Below are 20,543 nucleotides of genomic sequence, written 5' to 3' on the forward strand. Positions count from 1 at the left end.
GGAATCGATAGTTCCTATGGCTATATTGACCTTATTCCTCTCTTTTGTTCTTTCTTATTATTACATCAATTTAAAAAGAATCAAACTTAAGAGGGCTATAAGTAATTGCTTGTTCTCGCCTACTTCTGAAAATCCTCGCGGATTTTCAGTTTGGTGTGTACTAGCAAAGTTAACCGCTAAACCACGCAACTACTCATAGCCGAGACCGTTGGCAACAATTAAAACCAAACTGTAACAATTTCTACTTACGACAGTCTTTAATAGAAACTATTTTATGGTAAAAAATATCTTTCTCGCCTTAATTGTCATTGCAATAATTGGTTGCAAAAATTCAGAAAAACAAATTACTGAAATAACAAAAGCTGAACTCTATGGTTTCTTTGAACAACAAGGAGAAGGACAAATTATTGAAATCAATGATTCTTTAGTAACTTCTTTTTATAGCAGTTCCTTTAATTGCTTTCCTGAATGGAAAATTTCGAGAGAATATTTCAATACAGAAACACCACTTATAAAGGTAATTGATGAAAATACTTTTACTAATCAAGAAGGATACACCATTTTTACCTATAAAAAATTAAAGGCAAAACCAACTTTTTGCAAAGAACTTACCGAAGAACAAATAAATAGCAATACTTACAATTTCGAGACTCTTTGGCATACTTTTAACGACCAATATGCTTTTTTTAAAGAACGAAATATCGATTGGAATGCCTTAAAGCAAAAGTATCAATCTCAGTTTACCAACCAAACATCAAAATTTGATTTCTATTTGCTCATAGAAAAAATGGTGTTGGAACTTAATGATGAACATTCAGATTTTGAAGTCCCAGAAGAATACGATGAGCAATGGCACAAATTAAATCATAAACAAGACACCACGGATTACAGAGACCTTGCAAAAGATAAAATTCTAAAGAACTTTGTAGCAGACGTACAGAAATATAATGGAGGACAAATAGCTTGGGGAAGTATCGATAAAAATCTTGCTTATATTCAAATGAATGGTATGGATGGGCTTGCTGATTATCAACCTACCAATGCAAATGAATATTGGGAAAAAGCAGAGGAAAGTGATGATTATGAAAAGGATTTGATAAATGGCACACATAAAATTGCCGTAAAAATTGTTAACGAGATTCAGAACAAAGAAGCCTGTATCATTGATTTACGATTTAATGGTGGAGGATATGATTGGATTGGAATGGCATTCATGAGTCATTTTATTGACAAAAAGTATGATGTTTTTAAAAAGAAAAGAAGATTTAAAGACGATTTTTACGAGTATCAAGTTATTGATATAGAACCTTCAAATCCTGCTTATCTAAAAAGTGTATATATACTTACAAGTCCTTTTACGGTTAGTGCTGCTGAAACAACGACAATAGCTACAATGAGTTTTCCAAATTTCAAAAGAGTTGGTTCTAATACTAATGGAGCTTTGTCAGATATATTATACAAGGAACTTCCTAATGGCTGGACTTATTGGCTATCAAACGAAGTCTATGAAACAATGGATGGTAATTTATTTGAGGAAACAGGAATACCGGCCGATTACAAAGTTAAATATCCAAGAGAAGAAACTGAACTATTTAGAGCAATGAATTTGGAATTTGACACTAAAGACAGAGCAATAGAAAAAATTAAAGAAATAATAAAATAACTGTTGCCAACACGGTATAAAAATAATAGCGGTTTAATCGCTCAAATGAAAGTAAGTAACTATTTAAAAGATAAGTGTAAAACTGAAAATTAAGTGTCTAAAATCCGCTACTATTCTTATACAAAACAGGTATGCTTAATAAAAAGCTATATATTTAGAACATTCAAAAGCAAAGAATCATACCCAGAAAATAATGTCATTGAAATAATCTTCGTTTTTCAACACAAAACCCAAAGTATTTTTTCTACGTATATAAAAAAAACCACAACGATGCGAAATTTTTTTTACTTCTTAGTCATTATTTTATTCTGTAGTCATAACTTATATGTAAAAATGGATAGTTATTTCTTACAACCTAATCAAGAAGTAACTTTAAGTCTTTATAATGGATCCTTTGAAAAAAGCGAAAATATTATTACCCGTGACCGTTTACTGGATGCCTCTTTTGTGACTCATGGAAAAAGAATTGCCATTAATGCAGATGAATGGAAAGACAAAGACAGTACCATTACGCAACTAACCTTTAATACAGACAAAGAAGGCACGTATGTTGCTGGAGTTTCTACTAAAGCAAAGAACATTGCACTCACCGCTGAAAAATTTAACAATTACCTAAAAAGTGATGGTGTATTGGATATGTTGGAAAAGCGTAACATAGATAGCTTATTACATCAAGATGCATTGGAAAGCTATCAAAAACATGTTAAAGCTATCTATCAAGTTGGTGATGTTAAAACGAACGACTGGAATACTGTATTTGGGTATCCTATCGAATTTATTCCAAAAGATAACCCTTATGACAAATACATTGGTGATCGTCTAGAAGTATCTTTATTGTTAGATGGTAAACCATTATCTAACCAAATAGTTTATGCAGATTACATTAAAAATGGACATTCACATACATCCACCGATGAATCTCATGAACACAATGAAGAAACACACTCACACGACCATTCAAAAGCAGATGTTAAACATACTCATTCTGAATCAGAAACAAAAGAACATGGACACTCTCATAATGTTGGTCAAATATTACGTACAAACGCTCAAGGAAACATTACGTTAGATTTACCTGAAGAAGGCACCTACTATTTACGGACTATTTACATGACTGAAGTTAAAGATAGTACTGAATTAACACATCAATCCAAATGGGCAACATTAACATTTGGCGTTACGCATAAACATGGCAGTGACACACATACACATAATGATGAACATGAGCATGAACATAAGGAAGGTATCCCAACTTGGGTGTTCATAATAGGAAGTATTATTACAATCGGAATTTTATTTCTAATGTTTAGAAAAAAGTAATAGCAATGCATATAAATTTAAAACGTGCATTAGCTCTTTTATGGATGTTTATTCCAGTATTAGGATTAGCCCATGACGTTACAAGTGCAGATCAAGAAATTTTACGTAATGGTAGTTTGTGGGCATATATTCGCGTAGGTGCTACGCATATGCTTACTGGCTATGATCATCTTCTTTTTCTTGTTGGTATAATATTTTACTTAAAAAGCTTTAACGACATTTTGAAATTCGTAACAGTATTTACAATAGGGCATTGTATTACACTGATAGGTGCAACCTATGCTGGAATTACAGCTAATGAGCATTTGGTAGATGCAATAATTGCCGTGAGCGTAATATACAAGGGGTTTGAGAATTTAGAGGGCTTTAAAAAACTTAAAGTAACATTGCCCAATTTATTACTTATGGTAGGAATTTTTGGGCTGATTCATGGCTTCGGACTTTCCACTAGACTACAATCCTTTGATATAGGTGAAGAGCAATTTTTAGGAAAAATTTTATGTTTTAACTTAGGTGTAGAAGTAGGCCAAATTTTAGCTTTAATTCCAATTATTTTTATAATCACCTTATCAAGAAATTACAAACATTTTTCTGCCTTTTATAAAGCAGTGAATTTCTATCTTGTAATAGCTGGATTGTTTCTATTTGTATATCAAATATTTGGCTATTTAAATGGTCATTTATAAATTGAATAATGGATAGACCATTTTATAAAAGATTTACATACGCTTAACAAAAAACTGAGGTAAGAACCAACAAATTTCTGCCTTTAATTGGAGTCCTTTTTTTTCTTGGTGAAAATCCTCGTGGTTTCTCTATTCCATTTGCTAAGGTCTGCACTTTGAATATGTAATTAATCGTATGTAAAAATCGCTAAGCTTGTATTATGTAAAACTTAAAAGTAGTCTATGAAAGGTAAAGGAAAACCAACCTCTTGGTCTCAAATAATAGCTGGTTTTATAATTTTTCTTGGTGTGTTCAGTATTTGGGACCAATATAAAAGTGGACTTAGTATTTCACCAACGTATTATATAATGATTGTTGGTGGAACTATTTTTCTTTTAATTCGAGGGAAAAAATCCTAATAATTCGGATTTAATATTCTCAATTAAGATTATGGCGATGTTGGAAAAAGAAGTCCAAATTTGAGTACGTAAAAATGGTTCTATACAGAGGCTAAAACTGTCTTTATATCCCTTAAAAAGACCTATTTTAGGGGAAAAAGGAAAAAGTTAATTTTCTTGAAAAATTACAGCCCTCATGAAAAGGGAGATATTATAGAGACTAGCAAAGAAAAAGCTGATTTTTTCATTAAAAAAGGCAAAAGCTAGATTGCTACTTTAGCTTCTGTTGCCGGTAAAGGGCTAAATATAATTGAGACCATAGAGCAATACCAAAAAGAATTAAAAACATCAAGATTATTCCAAATAAATAGCGGATGTAAAAAATGGACCGCTATTGATACTTTAATGTTTGCAAAAACAATAGACTTAAGGCCATATATGAAGGCAAAGGAAATAAAAAGGTTTAGGGAGAGAAATAAAAATACTTCAGGAGGTTACTACGGAACACGAATTACGTATCAATTTTATGACAATGGTGATATAAGATTAGGATTAGAGAATTATACTACCAATACTTGGAAATAATTTTGAGGTACACGGGTATAATACATTTCTTCTGATTTATCTTTCGAAAAATCCCCGTACTAAGTTATAGCTTGTTATTTAATATTAAATTAGTTGCTCGCAGTGCATTCATATTTAAAACCGCCATCAAATATTATCCTGTTGTGAGAGATTTTTTTTCTACTGAAGAAACTATTCTTTTTAATTTCTTCAATCAAGTTTACCCGCTTAGTAAAAACGACTTTAGACCTTTAGCTAAAGCAATAAAAAAGAAAAAACTAAAAAAAGGAGAAAACTTGCTAAATATTGGGCAAATAGAAACTAAAACGAGTTTTGTTTTAAAAGGTTTTATTCATCAATATGTAACAATTGAAGGTGAATTGTTTACAATTGATTTTGCACTGGAAGGCATGAGTTTTAACAATTTTACCAGTTATATGGAAAATTCACCTTCTAATCAGGTACAAGAGGCGCTAATGGACACTGAAATCCTGTATTTTGAAAAAAATGACATTGAAAAGCTGTTGTTGCAAAGTCATCCATTTTCATATATCTATACAAAATTATTTGAACAAGTTCATTTAGAACGAGAAAAAAGGTCTTTGTTACTGCAGCATAAGAATGCCTATAAAAAATACGAGCTTTTTTTAACCACAATTCCGAAGGCCAAAATATTCTTAGGGCAGGTACCGCAAAAATTAATTGCGAACTACCTTGGCATTACGGCAGAAACCTACAGCAGGGTAAAAAAAGAATACTTGAAAAATACATAATAATGGCATTACTTATTTTAAAATAAGTTTTAGGTTTTAAAACTTTAAGAGTTTTGTACAAACCTTAAGTTATGAAGCTCATTTTTTATTTATTGTTGCCCATTATTCTATGTAGTTGTTCTAAGAGCGACGATTTCTCTAATATTAACGGTTCTACGGAACAGTTTGGAATAGAGTCCTCCATAATAAATGACAGTTATCCTATTTATGTTTACTTACCAGACAATTATTCCAATAGCTCCAACAATCAATTAATCATTGGTTTAGATGGTGAGACCAGGTTTAATGAAATTGCTACATTAATTTCCGATAAAATTCACCACGGAAAAATGCGTTCTTCTGTCTTTATTGCTATTGGCAATAACCAGAAAAGAAATAGAGATTATACACCAACTGCCTATGCCCACGGTTCAGGAGGTGCTAATAATTTTTATCTATTTATTAAAGATGAATTAATCCCAGAGATAGAATCAAGATATGATATCGATGCTTCAAATAATAAAACGCTCATAGGTCATTCATTTGGGGGGCTATTTACACATTACGTAATGGCTCAAGAAAGAACATTAAACCCCTTTAATAAATTTATAGCTAGCGGTACATCATATTGGTATGATGCAGGAATTATTTTTGAATATGAACAAGCCTATGCTGATGTAAATACTGATTTAGAAGTAAGCCTTTACAACGGAATGGGCACTTTAGAAGGTGGTGTTATGTTAGCTTCTTTTGAAGAAATGAACAAGCGTTTAGATAGTAGGGGTTTTCCAAATTTTAGACATAAAAGCGAATTAATAACAGGTAGTGGTCATAGTGGTTCTGCCATAGAAATATTCAAAAAAGGATTAGATTATGTATTCAGTAACTAGATTGATTCTATTTTTCTGCCTATTATTTGGAAGCAGCGCTTTATACGCTCAAAACACAAATAACACCACATTAGAAATAGGACTATTAGGAGCCGGGGATGAAGCTTTTTATTATGGTGGATATGGTAAATATATAATTCCACTATCACAAAATAAACATCCTTTTACCCTAGGATTTTCTTTAGTTGCTTATTTTGATTTTAATGGAGAGTCTGAACCAGAAGCCTATTTAAAGAATGACATTGATATGCGATTAATACCTACAATGAATATTGGATATGCATTAAATTTCAATAAAATACAATTGCATTTTGAACTTCCCATAGGTGCTAGTTTCGCTCTTACAAAAGGAACTTTGGTGAATGACAGGGTAGGATTTGAAAGAGGCTTTTCTAATAAGGAAATATTTTTTAATTATGGTTTATCTTTTTCTCCAAAATATAGACTTAACAATTCTAACAGTTTAGGTCTTTATGGTTTTTTCCCTATTACAAGTGATAAAGCGCAATCTGGATATCAAATAGGAATAGGATGGACAAAAACTTTTGCTAACGGCGTAGATAAAGAATAGCAGATGGTAAAGCGAGTTGAAAATTCTTATTTTTTTACTTATTACATATTTATTTTAATACGCTGAATATTTAAGACTATAAATCTAAATTTTAAACCGTTAGTAATCGTGAAAAACATAATCTACCTATTGCCGATTTTGATTTTAACTAGTTGTAAGTCTACCAAACTGCCGCTTAAAAACTATGAATCCGAAACGCTGAAAATTCAAAAATTATCTAATCACATTTACAGGCATATTTCTTACTTGGAAACTGACAGCTATGGAAAGGTCTCTTGTAACGGAATGGTATATCTTAACGGAAATGAAGCTTTGGTTTTTGACACGCCAACAAATAATAAAGCATCGTCTGAATTAATTGATTGGATTGGAAAAAGGAAAATCAAAGGTGTAGTAGTAACGCACTTTCATATTGATTGTCTAGGTGGACTCAAAGAATTTCACTTGAATGAGATTGAGTCCTACGCTTCAAAACTCACGATTGAGCTTGCTAAAAAAGACGGTCAAGAATTACCCAGGCACAGTTTTGATGATAAAATAGCATTTGTAATAGAAAAGAAAATTGCCTATGCACAATTTTTTGGGCAAGGGCACACTAAAGACAATGTTGTAGGCTACGTTCCAAGTGAAAAAGCTTTGTTTGGTGGATGTCTAATAAAAGCTTTAAATTCTGGAAAAGGAAATCTTGTAGATGCAAATACAAACCAATGGTCTACAACTGTGGAGAGAATAAAAAACAAGATAGATGGAATTGAAGTTGTAATACCTGGTCACGGAAAGAATGGTGGAATTGAACTATTAGACTTTACAATTCAATTATTTAAAGAAAAATAACTACTGCCAACAAAGAACTGAGGTAAAAACAGGCTTTTTGGGGTTGGGTTTACCTATCTGTTATTAAATGGTTTAGCGTTAATCTTTTTGGTAAAAGAGCTGTAAAGGCTTTTGGTGTCGTGCGTATTTTTGTTTTTAAATACAAAATGTTTAAAAAATGACGGTAATCGTAATTCTCATGGTCTCTGCAGCGCTAATCGTTGGTGCACTATGGGGAATCTACGGTAAACTCTCCAAAAACCTTGAAGGTTTTTTGGTTGCCTTGGCTGGGGGTGCGTTGTTGGTATCCGCTCTCTTAGAATTGATACATCCAGCAGTAAAGAACTATTCAGTACCAATTGCACTAAGTATCGTTTTTTTTGGCGCTATTGTTTTTACCGTCTTAGATTACCTAATCAAGAAAAAATGGAGCGCACCAAATGGTGCTGGTTTATTGGCAGCCATAACGTTGGACGGAATCCCTGAAAATTTAGCTCTTGGAGTGGCTTTAATTGGAGCCGACCCACTATCGGTTGCCGCATTATCCGGTTCCATATTATTATCCAATTTACCAGAGGCTGCAGGTGGAGCAAAAGAAATGGTAGCCAAGCACACGAAAAGCAAAGTTTTTTTGTTGTGGTTGGCAACAGCTTTAATCCTTGCAGCTGCTGCTTTGGTGGGGCACTATACATTAGCCAATGTATCTAAAGAATATTTAAGCTACTTAAAGTGTTTTGCAGGAGGCGCAGTTGTGGCTTCTTTGGCCCTAGAGGTATTTCCAAAAGCGTTTAAACAAGATAAATACTGGACAGGCCTAGCCACGGCAATTGGTTTGGTGTTGGCTTTGTATTTAAATACGTTGTGAGATTAGCGTATGCGCTCCTAGTTTTTGATTTTATCCAGCTCTTTAAAAAGGTTAACCAAACGCATTAACTTTATTTCTTAGCTTTATCTACCAGTTAAAGCAAATCACAATGTAAGAATGGATTTCCATCTAATGGCGAAAAAGCATTTTATAATTACCCTATTCCTGTTTATTGGATTATATGGATTTGGTCAAAAAGTCACCTATAACCATTTAGTAGATGCCTCCCACGGGCCTACCCAACAAATTAAAACGCTATTTGAAAATTATATCCGTTCTAATCCGCAACTAAAAGCGGAGAGCCCTTACTGGAATAGCAAGGAACAGACTAAGTACAAAAATTACGATTTCTTAGAAGAAGAATTTGAGCCCTCGCTTTATATGGGGTTGCCCGTACATGTTTTAAGCATTTCTTTTAAGGAAGAAGTTGCTTTTATAAAAGTACAATTCTCCTATTGCAAAGAAGATGGTACCCCTTACGTACTAGCTATTGTAAACTATTTGGCAAAAAAGGAAAAGGGCTCGTACAAACTGTTTAATATGTTACCGTTAAATAGGCAATCTTGGAACTGTACCACTGTGGGTATGGTAGATTTTTACTACCCAGACTATCATGAATTCAATTATGAAAAAGCGCAAGAACTAAATGTTTTTATAATTAATCTTTGCGAAAACTTTGGGGTTAAGCCCAAACCGTTTGATTACTATATGGCGGCTAATTATGATGAGATTCAAGCTTTAAAGGGAATCGATTATTATTTGGGTATGGGCGGCCCGCTTAGACCAAGCGGAAAAGCTGCTGAAAACAAAGTGTATTGTGGTGGTTTAGGCGAATTTTATACACATGAGGTGTTTCATGTACAACTAGAAGAACGTTTTCCAGAGCTGCACTTTTGGGTTTCAGAAGGTATTGCTACTTTTTTGGGTGGCAGTCGGGGTCATAGTTTGGATTGGCATCTTAAAAAAACCAATCATTTTTTAACACAAAACCCTGAAATTGATTTGAGTGAAATGCTAACCCTTAAAAACTTGGATTCAGAAACGGCCTATCATTACGCAATTGGAGGACTTATTGCCAGAAAGTTTTGGGAATCAGGCGGATACCCCTTGCTTAAAAAGGTTATGAAAACCGTAAAGACAGATTCGGACTATTACAAGGCCATTGAATCCAATTTGGGAATACCTAAAGGTGAATTGAACCAATACTTAAGAGACCAATTGGCACACTTTTAAATCGATTCAAATTTTCATTACAACTTAAGCAATTTAAAAAGCATTGAGTTCTCTAAATTTGTCGTGGTTTAGTAGAATTGTAGATAAACCTTGAACTTAATTGGCATTGATAAAATCCTTAAAATTAGTAGTATTACCTGCACTGGAGCAACATGCAACGCCAGAAAAATTGGATTATCCTCACTTTTATAGGCCAAACGCACTAGCAAAAGAAGCGGCCACCCATCTTCAAAACCAGTTGCAAAAGAAATTACCAGGTTTACAAACAGAACCTAAAGGACGCATGTTTGGTGTTCTGGTAGTTAAAAACCAAGACGGTAACTTAGGTTACCTTTCTGCTTATTCCGGTGAGCTACAACCAAGTATGGAAAAACTACCCTTTGTGCCTCCGGTGTATCAGCTGCCTAAAGGAGAGGATTTTCCGGAAATGCTAGCTATAAACGCTATTGGAAAACAAATTAAAGCCTTAGAAAATAGTTTAGAATTTAAAGCGGCAAAGCTTGCGGTGGAGCAAGCTAAAACTTCCGTGGCACAAAATATTAAAGCAGCAAAAGCAGCTGCAAAAGTAGCAAAGGCCAAAAGGGACCAACAAAGAAAAAAGGCAGAAGAACTTTCTGAGGAGGAACGAACAACTATATTGGCGAATTTAGCAAAAGAGGGGGCTGGTGCGGGTATGGACCTTAGGCGTTACGTGCGTTCAGAAAATGTGCGATTAGAAAAAGCGGAAGCCAAACTAAATGCGTTACAACAGCAAATAGAAACACTTAAAACAGCGCGAAAAAATAAATCGGTAGCCTTGCAAGACGCTATTTTTAAGTCTTACCTATTTTTAAATTCCGAGGGAAAAAGTAAGGACGTAAAAACGGTTTTTTACGAAGCTGGGGTAGAGGTGCCACCAGCAGGAGCGGGAGAATGCGCCGCGCCAAAATTGTTTCAATATGCTTTTAAACATAAGCTAACACCAATAGCGTTAGCTGAGTTTTGGTGGGGCGCTGCACCAGATTCGGAAATTAGGGAACACGGTAAATATTATCCTGCCTGTAAAGGTAAATGTAAGCCCATTTTGGCGCATATGTTAAAGGGGTTGCCCGTAAAACCGAATCCGTTATTAGAGAATTTTGGCGCGAACAAAAAATTAGAAATACTTTACAAAGACCAACATCTTGTGGTGGTTAATAAACCCTCTGGTATGTTGTCCGTACCGGGTAAAACCATTCTAGATTCGGTTAAAACTAGAATTGCAGCTTTGTACCCCAATGCCACCGGCCCGCTTACCGTGCATAGATTAGACCAAGATACCTCTGGTATTCTATTGGTAGCATTGACCAAGGAGGCGCATAAGTTATTGCAAAAGCAGTTTTTAGAGCGTTCTATTCATAAAACTTATGTAGCCGTTTTAGAAAAAGCAATTACAACAAAACAAGGCAAGATAGAACTACCCTTGATTTTGGATATTTATAACCGACCCATGCAAAAGGTAGATGTCCTACATGGTAAACAGGCGCTTACCCATTATGAGGTTTTAAAAACCACTAAAACGCAAACCCTCATTAAACTGAATCCGGTTACAGGGCGTTCGCATCAACTAAGGGTACATTGTGCCCATAAATTAGGGTTGCATGCACCAATAGTAGGTGATAATTTGTACGGAACACCATTAGACTGTTTGTATCTGCATGCGCAGCAAATAGAATTTAAGCATCCTATAAAACAGCAAAAAATGGTGATTACGGCACCAGCGCCATTTACTATTTAGATAATCAAGAAGTAAGGCAAAGCTAGCATTGGTTTTAGGTGTACGTGTTGTTTTATCTATACCGTTTTAGTAAAATTAACACTAGGTTTAATAGTATATTTGGCACAAATAGTTCAACTATGACGCAAACTTATCTATAGGGATATGAATTAAAAATTCTTAATTAAAAGACATCCCTATTAAATTTTGTTTTGTATTTTAACAAAAACATTAAACAATATTGTTTGTGTAGCTTAAAGTTTTAAGAAGTACTATTTATCGTTTAGAACCAAGTTAACACCACCAATTATGAGTACTTATTCTGTATATTATCTTGATGACGATGAGGACGATACCTTATTATTTGAAGAGGCAGTAATGGCTATTGCTGCGCAGCAATCCTTTAAAATACAGTTGCATGTTTCTGAAGATGGCAGTAATTTTTTAGAGCATATTGAAAATGATAAAGCGGAGAGTAAGGTTATATTTCTAGATATAAACATGCCCGTAAAAAGTGGCTTTGATTATTTAAGTGAACTACGTTCCAACCAATCTTTATCTAGTGTGCCGGTAGTTATGTATTCTACAAGTTCTAATGAAGATAATATTTTAAAAAGTCAGCAATTAGGAGCTAATTATTATGCCATTAAGCCCAATTCGTTTAATGATTTAAAAAAGATTATCCAAAAAGCCATTAGTATAGATTTTCAAACAGAAACGGCTCCGCCCAATAATTTTTTATTTAACCAATTGATAGGGTAAGTAATGGAGTTTAGGGATATAGTTAACAGGGAGATAGTTAATCTAGAAAACTGTGAGGACGAGGCTATTCACATACCAGGTTTAATACAACCGCATGGTTTTTTAATTGCTATAGATGTTGAAACAAAGATAATTACCGTTTGTAGCGAGAATATAAACGAATTCCTAGCTGTAGACTATACTGAAGTTTTAGGCAAAAGCATAGCATCGGTTTTTGAGTTTTCTTTAGATAGCCATATAAAAGATATACAGGAAGATACCGGTGAGCAAAAAATAACTTTCAACGAGGTCTGTGCGGGTAAGTTACTCGCGTTTACCATTCATAAATCTGACCACAATATTATTGTTGAAGGGGAGGCAACCGAAAACCATCCTAATGAAGAAGCCAAACTTTACAATGCTAGCAAAAAGCTATTAAGCTACATAGAGGATACCAATAGTTTAAAAGATTTATGTAATTCCGTTGCCCAGGCTATTAAAGAGATTACCGGTTACGATCGTGTAATGATTTATAAGTTTGACCAAGAATACAACGGCGAGGTTTACGCTGAGGTAAAAGAAGAACATCTTGAGCCATTTCTGGGTTTACATTATCCGCATACAGATATACCGCCGCAAGCTAGGGCACTTTATATCAAAAATTTATTACGAATTATAGGAGATGTAAATTACCAACCCGTAAAATTATTTACCTATAACAAAAGTAATTTAGAAACATTGGATTTGGGTTTGTCCGTACTTAGGAGTGTTTCTCCCATACACGTGCAGTATTTAAACAATATGGGCGTAGGCGCTACCCTAACAGTGTCTTTGCTACATAAAGGAAAACTCTGGGGCTTAATAGCCTGCCACCATTATGGCACTAAGTTTTTAAGTCAGGAAGTGCGTAACACGGTAAAGTTGCATGGGCATTTTATCACTTCGCAAATAGATGTCAGGATTTTAAATGAACAATATGAGATTTCTAATCAGGCAAACCAGTGTGTAGACCAACTAACCGCAAAAGAATTACCTTTTGTTAGGGCTTCGGTACAAGAATTGTTTAATGACGATGCTATTTACAATTTATGCAACAGTAATGGTGTGGTAGCCTATTTTGGTGGTGAGTATTATAGTAGGGGCACTATTCCAGATAAGAATAAATTAGAGCCTTATATAAATCTGTTGGTTCAAGAAAAAAATCAAAATACATTTAAATCGTCTAATATGCCGCAACTACATCAGCTAGAAAACGATGTATTAGAAGAATTTCCCGGGGTGCTTTTTTATAAGTTAGACAATATAAATTATATAGCATGGTTTAGGGTGCCCACCATTAAGACCATAACATGGGCCGGTGATCCTACCAAAGCCATAGAAAAAGATAAAAATGGTTTGTCGCCAAGAAAATCATTTCAATCTTTTGAAGAAAGAGTTAAGGATACCAGTAAGCCTTGGCTTACCCCAGAGATAGAAGCAGCCCAAAAATTTAGACTGTTTTTACAGTCTTTGGTAAGGTCCATACTTACCAATGAGGATAAAGAACGGCAACGTATTTTAAGTGAAAATTTAAAAGCCGTAAATACGGAATTGGAGAACATTAGTTGGATCAGCACACATGACCTGCAAGAGCCTTTACGTAAAATACGGATGATGGCTTCTACTTTGCTAGAAAACCCAGAGCAATACCAGGTAACGGATATCGTGGTAAAGCGAATTACCAGAATGGCCAAATCTGCGGAGCGTATGCAAAATTTGGTGAGAAACATTCTGGATTACAACAAAACCAATGCAGAACTTCAAGAATTTGAAGAAATAGATTGCTATGCTTTGATGCGTAAAATAGAAGAAGATATAAAAGAGAGTTTAAATGAGGAGGGAGCAACCATACAAGTGTCTAAAAACCTACCAATTATATCTGGCATTCCATTCTTAATTAAACAGTGTGTGCTAAACATTATTAGTAATGCCTTAAAATTTAAGTTTCCAGAACGGGATGTTGTTATTGAAGTATATAATGATTTAGCCGACGAAAAATCGGACTTATACCACGTTGTGGCCATTAAGGATAATGGTATTGGTTTTGATCAAGAGCATAAGGAAAAAATTTTCAAGATTTTCTCAAGATTACATTCTAAGTCCGAGTTTGAAGGTACGGGTATAGGTCTAGCATTTTGTAAAAAGATAATGCTAAAGCATAACGGTTTTATACGTGCGGACGGTGTTAAGGATGAGGGCGCTACTATTCGGTTGTATTTTCCAAAATAGAGGTTAATTCTAGCCATTCTTTTAAGGCAGAAAAGGTTTCATTGGCACCCCTAAAAACTTCTTCTTTGTCTAGATGGGTTTCGTGTTGGGCTATACTATTTTTAAAGGAAAGCCACATTTCCATGGTATTATCAGTATACGAATCAAAGTAATGGGTGCTTATATTTCCGTGTAGCTGCTTTTTAATCATTTTAGAAATAATTTGGCCACCCATGGTAGACCCTTCCATAACATACAAAACACCAATGGCATAAGAGGTAGAAGTAATTTGCTGCGTCTTGTTTTCTCTGCTCGTATTTACGGTGTAATCTAGCGCTTCTAGGTCTTTTAAAATCCACTTGGTATGCTTTCTTTTTTCAATATCCGGTAATATAGATTGGTTTATGGTTTGGTGTATTTTGCTTTCCAGAGGATCGTAGAACAGAAATAAGCGTTCCAAAAGTCTAGCATAGTCTTCAGGGCTACTAATAGCCTTAAGCTCTTTTACCATTACTTTTTCTACCCTAACGTGAGCAGCTTTGGTAATGTTCTTTAGAATAGCTAGAATAGACATAGAAAATGTTTAAGGCGAAAGGTATAAATATAAGTGGAATAAGGGGTATTCTACCATAGAATTTAAATTGAAAAGAAGTAGGTTTTCTAATTTTAGTATCTTAAACCAATCTATGGTATTCAAAAAAACCTAATCTACGACTATGGAGAAACAGAAAAGGGAAGCTTTTTCTTGGATTCTAGATTACTGGATGGTAGAAAAGGAAAAGCATATTTAATGGCCTTTAAAGGCGATGTATTTGTTTATCTTCCATATGCCTATTAAGGTAATAGATGTTGTATTGCGTTAGCGATAGTGTGCTTTTAGATATGTTAACTGTTGATTTATAGATAAAATGGTTGCAACAGAGTTAAAAATTAGTGTGAACAAACTTTTAATCATCGGTTTGTTATTCGGCGTAATAGGCGGTCTATTGCTATTCCTTAAGTTGAATTACTTTTTTTGGAAGTCGGGTTTAGACTATCTTATATACATAGGCATAGGATTACTCTTAGTTGCTGCTCTTTTTGTCTTACTTGCCTTAATAAGTTCAACAATACAATTATATACGTCTCAGAAATTTGAATGGAACTGGTTAATCTGCATTTTTCTTACGCTACTAATTAGTGTGTTTACCTACTACTATGCTAATTAAGAAAATAAAACAACTCAATCAATTTTTACATAAAAACTAATCCGCCTGTGTAAATAGAAAAGCTATATTTCTTCCGAATTGCCTTTAAAAAGAGTAATAGGGCTAAATAATTCTAACATTTTGGTCTAGTCTTATTCTAATAGGTGTAATCTAAAATTAGAATTCAGTATGTCTATTATGAAAATAATGCCCATTGTAGTCTGTTTAATTGTATTGTTTTTAGTTATTCTTCCAATTCATTACAAGAAGAAAAAGCATTGATAGTTTCTTGTAGTTATTCTGGAGCTAAGATTTAGTAGTTTTATACAAAGGCACTATTCCCCATGTAATGGATTGTTATGTATCCCAATTTGGCCTATTTAACTGTAACAATGAGAACATAAACAGGTCTTTAGATAAAGCAAATCAAAATTCATGAATAAAAAACAGGTTGTACTATTCATTATCTTTTTACTTCTTATTTCAAAAGTTACTTCACAAAACATCAATTCAAGGGTAGATAGTCTGTACCAGCTAAGCGGTAACCAACCTGGATTTTCAATTTCTGTATTTACAAAAGATAAAATTATACTTGAAAAACAATACGGTATTGCAAATCTTGATTATAACGTTCCAATAACAAATAAAACCGTATTCGATATTGGTTCCATTGCAAAGCAATTTACGGCAGCCGCTATTTTGTTATTAGAGAATGAAGGAAAATTATCCATAAAAGAACCTGCTTATAAATACATAGAAAATCTTCCTAGATATAAGGATGGCGATCCTACAGTAGAGCAAATGCTAAATCAAACAAGCGGAATACCAGAAGTTGATTCTTATTTTTATTTGGCCGATTTATCTTTTAATGACTTGCTTACCCAATCAAGAGTTAGCAATATCATTCTAAATTTAAAAGAACTCAACTTTAAACCAGGAGCATATTTTGAGTATACAAACGCAAATTACATTCTGCTTGCCAATATCATTGAAAAAGTATCCGGTAAGTCTTTTACGGAATTTTTGCAAGACCATATCTTTTCACCATTAAAGATGGAAAACACGGTTAAGAAAAGCCGAACGTATGATCTAATAAAAAATAGAGCTATAGGGTATGTAGAAGATGAGGGAGCTTATTTTAAAATGGACTTGCCTAACGCAATTTATAATGGAGACGGTCAAATTTTAACAACACCCCAAGATCTATTTAAATGGCATCAAGGTATTCTAAAAGCAACCATAGGCACGCCTAAGCTGTGGACAAAAATGCAAACCAAAGCGAAGTTAAATGATGGAACAACTATTGAATATGGCTTAGGAGTAGAATTTGAAACATATAACGGTTATTCTGCTATGGGATTTGATGGAATGATAATGGGCGGATTCGTTTCTAAATACCTTTACTTTCCAGAATTAGACAGAGCTTTTTTTACAACGCAAAACACCTTTGAAGACGACTTTGAAGAACGATTTTTTCAACTTGTGGATTTATATATTCCTAGTAAAATAGAGAATAAAAATAATCGGAAACAAGAAAATGTAATAATAGAACTGCCTAAAGATACCCTCAAAAAATATGAAGGATCTTACATCTTTTTAGGTAATGAATATGAAGATATAAAAACAGGGATTATTCAACTAGAAGAAAAACATTTAGTACTGAGAACAATAGATGGAGAAGAAATAGATAAATTAAAGCCAATTGGGAATCAAAAGTTTTTGATGAATGGAATAATTATGGAGTTTGATGTTGGACCCAATAATAGGCAATATCGATTTTACGCTAACAAGAATGAAAAACCCTGGTTATTCAAGGAATTTAAACCCTATGAGCATACAAAATTAGAGTTAAGTAAACTTGAAGGCATTTATTTAAATAAGAATTTGCAAGTAGCTAAAGAAATTAAACTCGAAAATGATAGGTTGCAATTTTATTATGGAAAAGGAGCATATAGCGCAGAAATAGATGCATTAGCTAAAGACCTATTTCATATTCCAAACTATCCTATTCAATTCTTAAAAGATAAGCGTGGAAAAGTTGTTTCAATGAAAATAATGGGATTAGAATTTGAAAAGTTATAAATGTTATTATCGGTGAAGACCTGAGGTAATCAAAAGTTCAAAAAAAGGATTTTCTGTCGGTATAAGATTTAGTAGTTTTATACAAAAGAGATATCCGTTATTACGGATATCCACAAATAATAGTATATATCCGTCGCATGACGGATATTCAATTATTGTACTGCATTTTGAAACTGAATTCAATAAATGAAATTTAAATACGAAATAAACTCAAAAGGATACTTAAAACAAAGAGAATCATTTGATATCGAATTTAAAAAAGCGTTTCAATTTGGTGACAGTTTAGCAAAGTATTTAAAAACTATTGTCGGAATGGCAAATAACCGAGGTGGCGAAATAGTTTTTGGTATTAACGACAAACCAAGAAAACCTTTAGGACTTCAAAACAACAGATTTGAGGATTGTGATTCTCTTGTGATTAATCAATTTTGTCAAAAATATTTTAGTCACGAAATAGATTGGGGAATGGTAACTGTAGAATTTGACGGAATGACATTCGGACGATTTTGGGTTAACGAATCTGAAATAAAACCTATTGTCTGTAAAGCCAACTACAGTAAGATTTTAAGAGAAGGTGCTATCTATTATAGATATAGAGGAGAGTCAACGGAAATTAAATATCCCGAACTTCAAAAACTACTTGAATCTGAAAGACAAAAAGAAAAAGAGTTTTGGGTTAAGCACATAGAAAAAATAGGCGAAGTTGGTCCTAGACACATTCATATTCTTGACAGCTATAAAGGTGAATTGCACTCAACAAAAGGAAAAATATTAATTGACAAGGATATTGCTAAACAGTTAAACTTTATTAAAGAAGGGGAATTCGTAGAAAAAAATGGCGCACCAACTTTACAATTAATTGGTAAAATTACAGGAATGGTAGATACTGAAAGTATGCCAACTTCAGATGAACTCTATCCTTTCAGATTTGAACAATTAAAATCCGAGTTAGGATTAAACCAATATGAATTAAGATGTATTTTATGGAAATTAAATGTAAAAGGAGATAAAAAATATCACACTTCAATTCAAATTGGAAAAACCAACGAAACACATAAATATTCCCAAAAGTTTGTCGACAGTGTAAAAGCTGTTCTAAAAAGATATCCAAATTGGCTGACAGAAACAATTAGTGAATATAAATGCAAATAAAACGCAGTACAACAATGTATAACCGCAATTACGGCGGATTCGACTACGTCCGAATCCACTCGGAATTGCTAACGTCAGTGCTTAACCGAAAATTAACGCATATTAACCCGTAACTGACGGTTATACGAGACCGTTGAAAGTTCAAAAAAGGATTCAAAATGGAAAATGAAAAACTAAAAAAGAACACACGAAACTTCTTTATAGGAATTGTTGTAGGATTTATTTTATGGGCAATAATCAGTGAGTTTATCTTGCCAATGTTTTCAGCTTAATTTTAAAAGTTCAAAAAAACGATGTGAAAATGTTGACTGCTGGTGAAAAAGTAATCGACTTTTACAAAAGGCGGGATTAGAACATGAAGATGAAACAATTCCAATATAGATTTATAACAAGAATGCAAATTAAACAAATATGATGATAACAAGAGTTTGGGAAGGAAAAACAAGAATTGAGCATTCAGAAACATATACTAAAATTATTGAGGAACGGGATATTTGCGATTACAAAAAAGCGGATGGGTTCATAAGATTATCATTTCTAAAACGGTCAGACAATGAATTTACATACTTCAAGCTATTGACCTATTGGACAGATTTGAATGCCATTAAAAATTTTACAGGACCAAAATTTAAACAGGCAGTATCCTATAAAGAGGATCAACAATATTTAGTTGACTTTCCAGGAAATGTAATACATTATGATGTGTTTGCTGAATAAGCCATCGTACAATACTGTATTTGAAATCAACCTCCCATTTGGTTACCATACTTCATATACTAACCGTTGTTAGTTAAAATAAAGGATTTTTTACTAGTCTAAGATTTAGTAGTTTTAAATAATAGAGATATCCGTAAGTTTATGGTTATTAAATTGTTGTGACTAATTTGAATCAACCAAATGAAATTATTTAGAAGAATACGACATAAGCTGATTTTGGACAATAAAAAAGCTCAATATCTTAAGTATGCTTTAGGAGAAGTTGTGTTGGTAGTAATTGGGATTTTGATTGCCTTGCAAATTAACAATTGGAATGAATCTAGAAAAGGTGATATGGCCTTGAAAGAATTTTTAGTAAAAATCAAATCAAATACCCTAGAAGATATTCACGAACTAGACTCTTTGACAACAGGAAGAAGACAAATAGCTGAACTATGTAAAAAGGCACGAACAAGTATTTTAAATAAAACTGAAGAAGAAAACACCATGCTTTTTATGTCTAGTGGTTGGGCGTTTATAGATCTCTATTTTAGTCCTAGTATTGCTGGGTACGAAGCTTTAAAAAATTCAAATTACTATGGAAAAATCAACAATACTGCCTTGGATTCACTTTTAACAAGATACCATACCATTATTGGCGAGATTGCATTAAATGAAAAAAGTTATAATGAATATGCGAAAAGTCAAGAGGCATATCTTTCCACTCAATTTGACAGGTCTTTGGTTTTAGCGTATGCCTTTGTACCACCCGATTCCCTTAATATCAGAGCCACCAAAGAAAGTGAATATTATACTGATTTTAAGAAGTACACTTCATTTCCTGCCTACAGAAACGTAATTAGTTTAGCTGCTTGGCAGTTTGATACCATGATTCATCGGTACGCCGAATTAAAGGGTGTAGGCTTAAGCATAATCAAAGAAATAGATACTATTATCGAAAATTAAAA

At 33.5% G+C, this 20,543-nt stretch carries 19 protein-coding genes; 18 read left to right on the plus strand and 1 reads right to left on the minus strand.

Going from position 1 to position 20,543, the window contains the following annotated elements; genetic code table 11:
- Nucleotides 1-274 precede the first annotated feature (274 nt).
- The 14 genes from ACXAGS_RS12770 (at nt 275) to ACXAGS_RS12835 (ending at nt 14,479) form a co-directional block, all read left to right on the plus strand.
- Nucleotides 275-1,663, plus strand: a complete 1,389-nt coding sequence (locus tag ACXAGS_RS12770) for a S41 family peptidase (RefSeq protein WP_474907233.1) — start codon at nt 275-277, stop codon at nt 1,661-1,663.
- 270 nt (nt 1,664-1,933) lie between these two features.
- Entirely contained in the window at nt 1,934-2,983 is a 1,050-nt protein-coding gene (locus ACXAGS_RS12775; RefSeq protein WP_474907435.1) for a DUF4198 domain-containing protein, read from the plus strand.
- Between the two features lie 5 nt (nt 2,984-2,988).
- Entirely contained in the window at nt 2,989-3,669 is a 681-nt protein-coding gene (locus ACXAGS_RS12780; protein ID WP_474907235.1) for a HupE/UreJ family protein, read from the plus strand.
- Between the two features lie 222 nt (nt 3,670-3,891).
- Nucleotides 3,892-4,068, plus strand: a complete 177-nt coding sequence (locus ACXAGS_RS12785) for a hypothetical protein (protein WP_474907236.1) — start codon at nt 3,892-3,894, stop codon at nt 4,066-4,068.
- Nucleotides 4,069-4,485: 417 nt separating this feature from the next.
- On the plus strand, nt 4,486-4,632 hold the full coding sequence (locus ACXAGS_RS12790; protein WP_474907238.1) for a hypothetical protein: 147 nt from the start codon (nt 4,486-4,488) through the stop codon (nt 4,630-4,632).
- A gap of 143 nt (nt 4,633-4,775) precedes the next feature.
- Nucleotides 4,776-5,384 carry a Crp/Fnr family transcriptional regulator gene (locus ACXAGS_RS12795; protein WP_474907239.1) on the plus strand — a complete coding sequence of 203 codons (609 nt, stop codon included), beginning with the start codon at nt 4,776-4,778 and terminating at the stop codon, nt 5,382-5,384.
- Between the two features lie 71 nt (nt 5,385-5,455).
- Entirely contained in the window at nt 5,456-6,253 is a 798-nt protein-coding gene (locus ACXAGS_RS12800; protein WP_474907241.1) for an alpha/beta hydrolase, read from the plus strand.
- A complete protein-coding gene (locus ACXAGS_RS12805) occupies nt 6,237-6,824 on the plus strand; it encodes a hypothetical protein (RefSeq protein WP_474907243.1) in 588 nt (195 codons plus the stop codon). The genes ACXAGS_RS12800 and ACXAGS_RS12805 overlap by 17 nt, the downstream gene beginning before the upstream one ends.
- A gap of 108 nt (nt 6,825-6,932) precedes the next feature.
- Nucleotides 6,933-7,658 (plus strand): subclass B1 metallo-beta-lactamase, encoded by a 726-nt coding sequence (gene bla, locus ACXAGS_RS12810; RefSeq protein WP_474907245.1) that lies wholly within the window; start codon nt 6,933-6,935, stop codon nt 7,656-7,658.
- A 157-nt stretch (nt 7,659-7,815) separates the two neighbouring features.
- Nucleotides 7,816-8,502 (plus strand): ZIP family metal transporter, encoded by a 687-nt coding sequence (locus tag ACXAGS_RS12815; RefSeq protein WP_474907247.1) that lies wholly within the window; start codon nt 7,816-7,818, stop codon nt 8,500-8,502.
- Between the two features lie 117 nt (nt 8,503-8,619).
- Nucleotides 8,620-9,735, plus strand: a complete 1,116-nt coding sequence (locus ACXAGS_RS12820; RefSeq protein WP_474907249.1) for a hypothetical protein — start codon at nt 8,620-8,622, stop codon at nt 9,733-9,735.
- 100 nt (nt 9,736-9,835) lie between these two features.
- A complete protein-coding gene (locus tag ACXAGS_RS12825) occupies nt 9,836-11,491 on the plus strand; it encodes an RluA family pseudouridine synthase (RefSeq protein ID WP_474907251.1) in 1,656 nt (551 codons plus the stop codon).
- Nucleotides 11,492-11,779: 288 nt separating this feature from the next.
- Complete coding sequence (locus tag ACXAGS_RS12830) at nt 11,780-12,232, plus strand: response regulator (protein ID WP_474907253.1); 453 nt, start codon at nt 11,780-11,782, stop codon at nt 12,230-12,232.
- A 3-nt stretch (nt 12,233-12,235) separates the two neighbouring features.
- Nucleotides 12,236-14,479 carry an ATP-binding protein gene (locus tag ACXAGS_RS12835; protein WP_474907254.1) on the plus strand — a complete coding sequence of 748 codons (2,244 nt, stop codon included), beginning with the start codon at nt 12,236-12,238 and terminating at the stop codon, nt 14,477-14,479.
- On the opposite strand, the gene ACXAGS_RS12840 is transcribed toward ACXAGS_RS12835, so the two are convergent.
- Complete coding sequence (locus tag ACXAGS_RS12840; RefSeq protein ID WP_474907256.1) at nt 14,454-15,032, minus strand: biliverdin-producing heme oxygenase; 579 nt, start codon at nt 15,030-15,032, stop codon at nt 14,454-14,456. The genes ACXAGS_RS12835 and ACXAGS_RS12840 overlap by 26 nt on opposite strands.
- Before the next feature lie 1,048 nt (nt 15,033-16,080).
- Between ACXAGS_RS12840 and ACXAGS_RS12845 the strand changes: the two genes are divergently transcribed.
- The 4 genes from ACXAGS_RS12845 (at nt 16,081) to ACXAGS_RS12860 (ending at nt 20,541) form a co-directional block, all read left to right on the plus strand.
- Complete coding sequence (locus tag ACXAGS_RS12845; protein ID WP_474907258.1) at nt 16,081-17,727, plus strand: serine hydrolase domain-containing protein; 1,647 nt, start codon at nt 16,081-16,083, stop codon at nt 17,725-17,727.
- Between the two features lie 186 nt (nt 17,728-17,913).
- Nucleotides 17,914-18,879: an AlbA family DNA-binding domain-containing protein gene (locus ACXAGS_RS12850; protein ID WP_474907260.1), complete on the plus strand. Its 966-nt coding sequence runs from the start codon at nt 17,914-17,916 to the stop codon at nt 18,877-18,879.
- Nucleotides 18,880-19,290: 411 nt separating this feature from the next.
- A complete protein-coding gene (locus ACXAGS_RS12855; protein ID WP_474907262.1) occupies nt 19,291-19,596 on the plus strand; it encodes an antibiotic biosynthesis monooxygenase family protein in 306 nt (101 codons plus the stop codon).
- A 180-nt stretch (nt 19,597-19,776) separates the two neighbouring features.
- A complete protein-coding gene (locus ACXAGS_RS12860; RefSeq protein WP_474907263.1) occupies nt 19,777-20,541 on the plus strand; it encodes a DUF6090 family protein in 765 nt (254 codons plus the stop codon).
- Nucleotides 20,542-20,543 lie beyond the last annotated feature (2 nt).

The organism is Croceivirga sp. ABH4_376 (genome assembly GCF_056160685.1).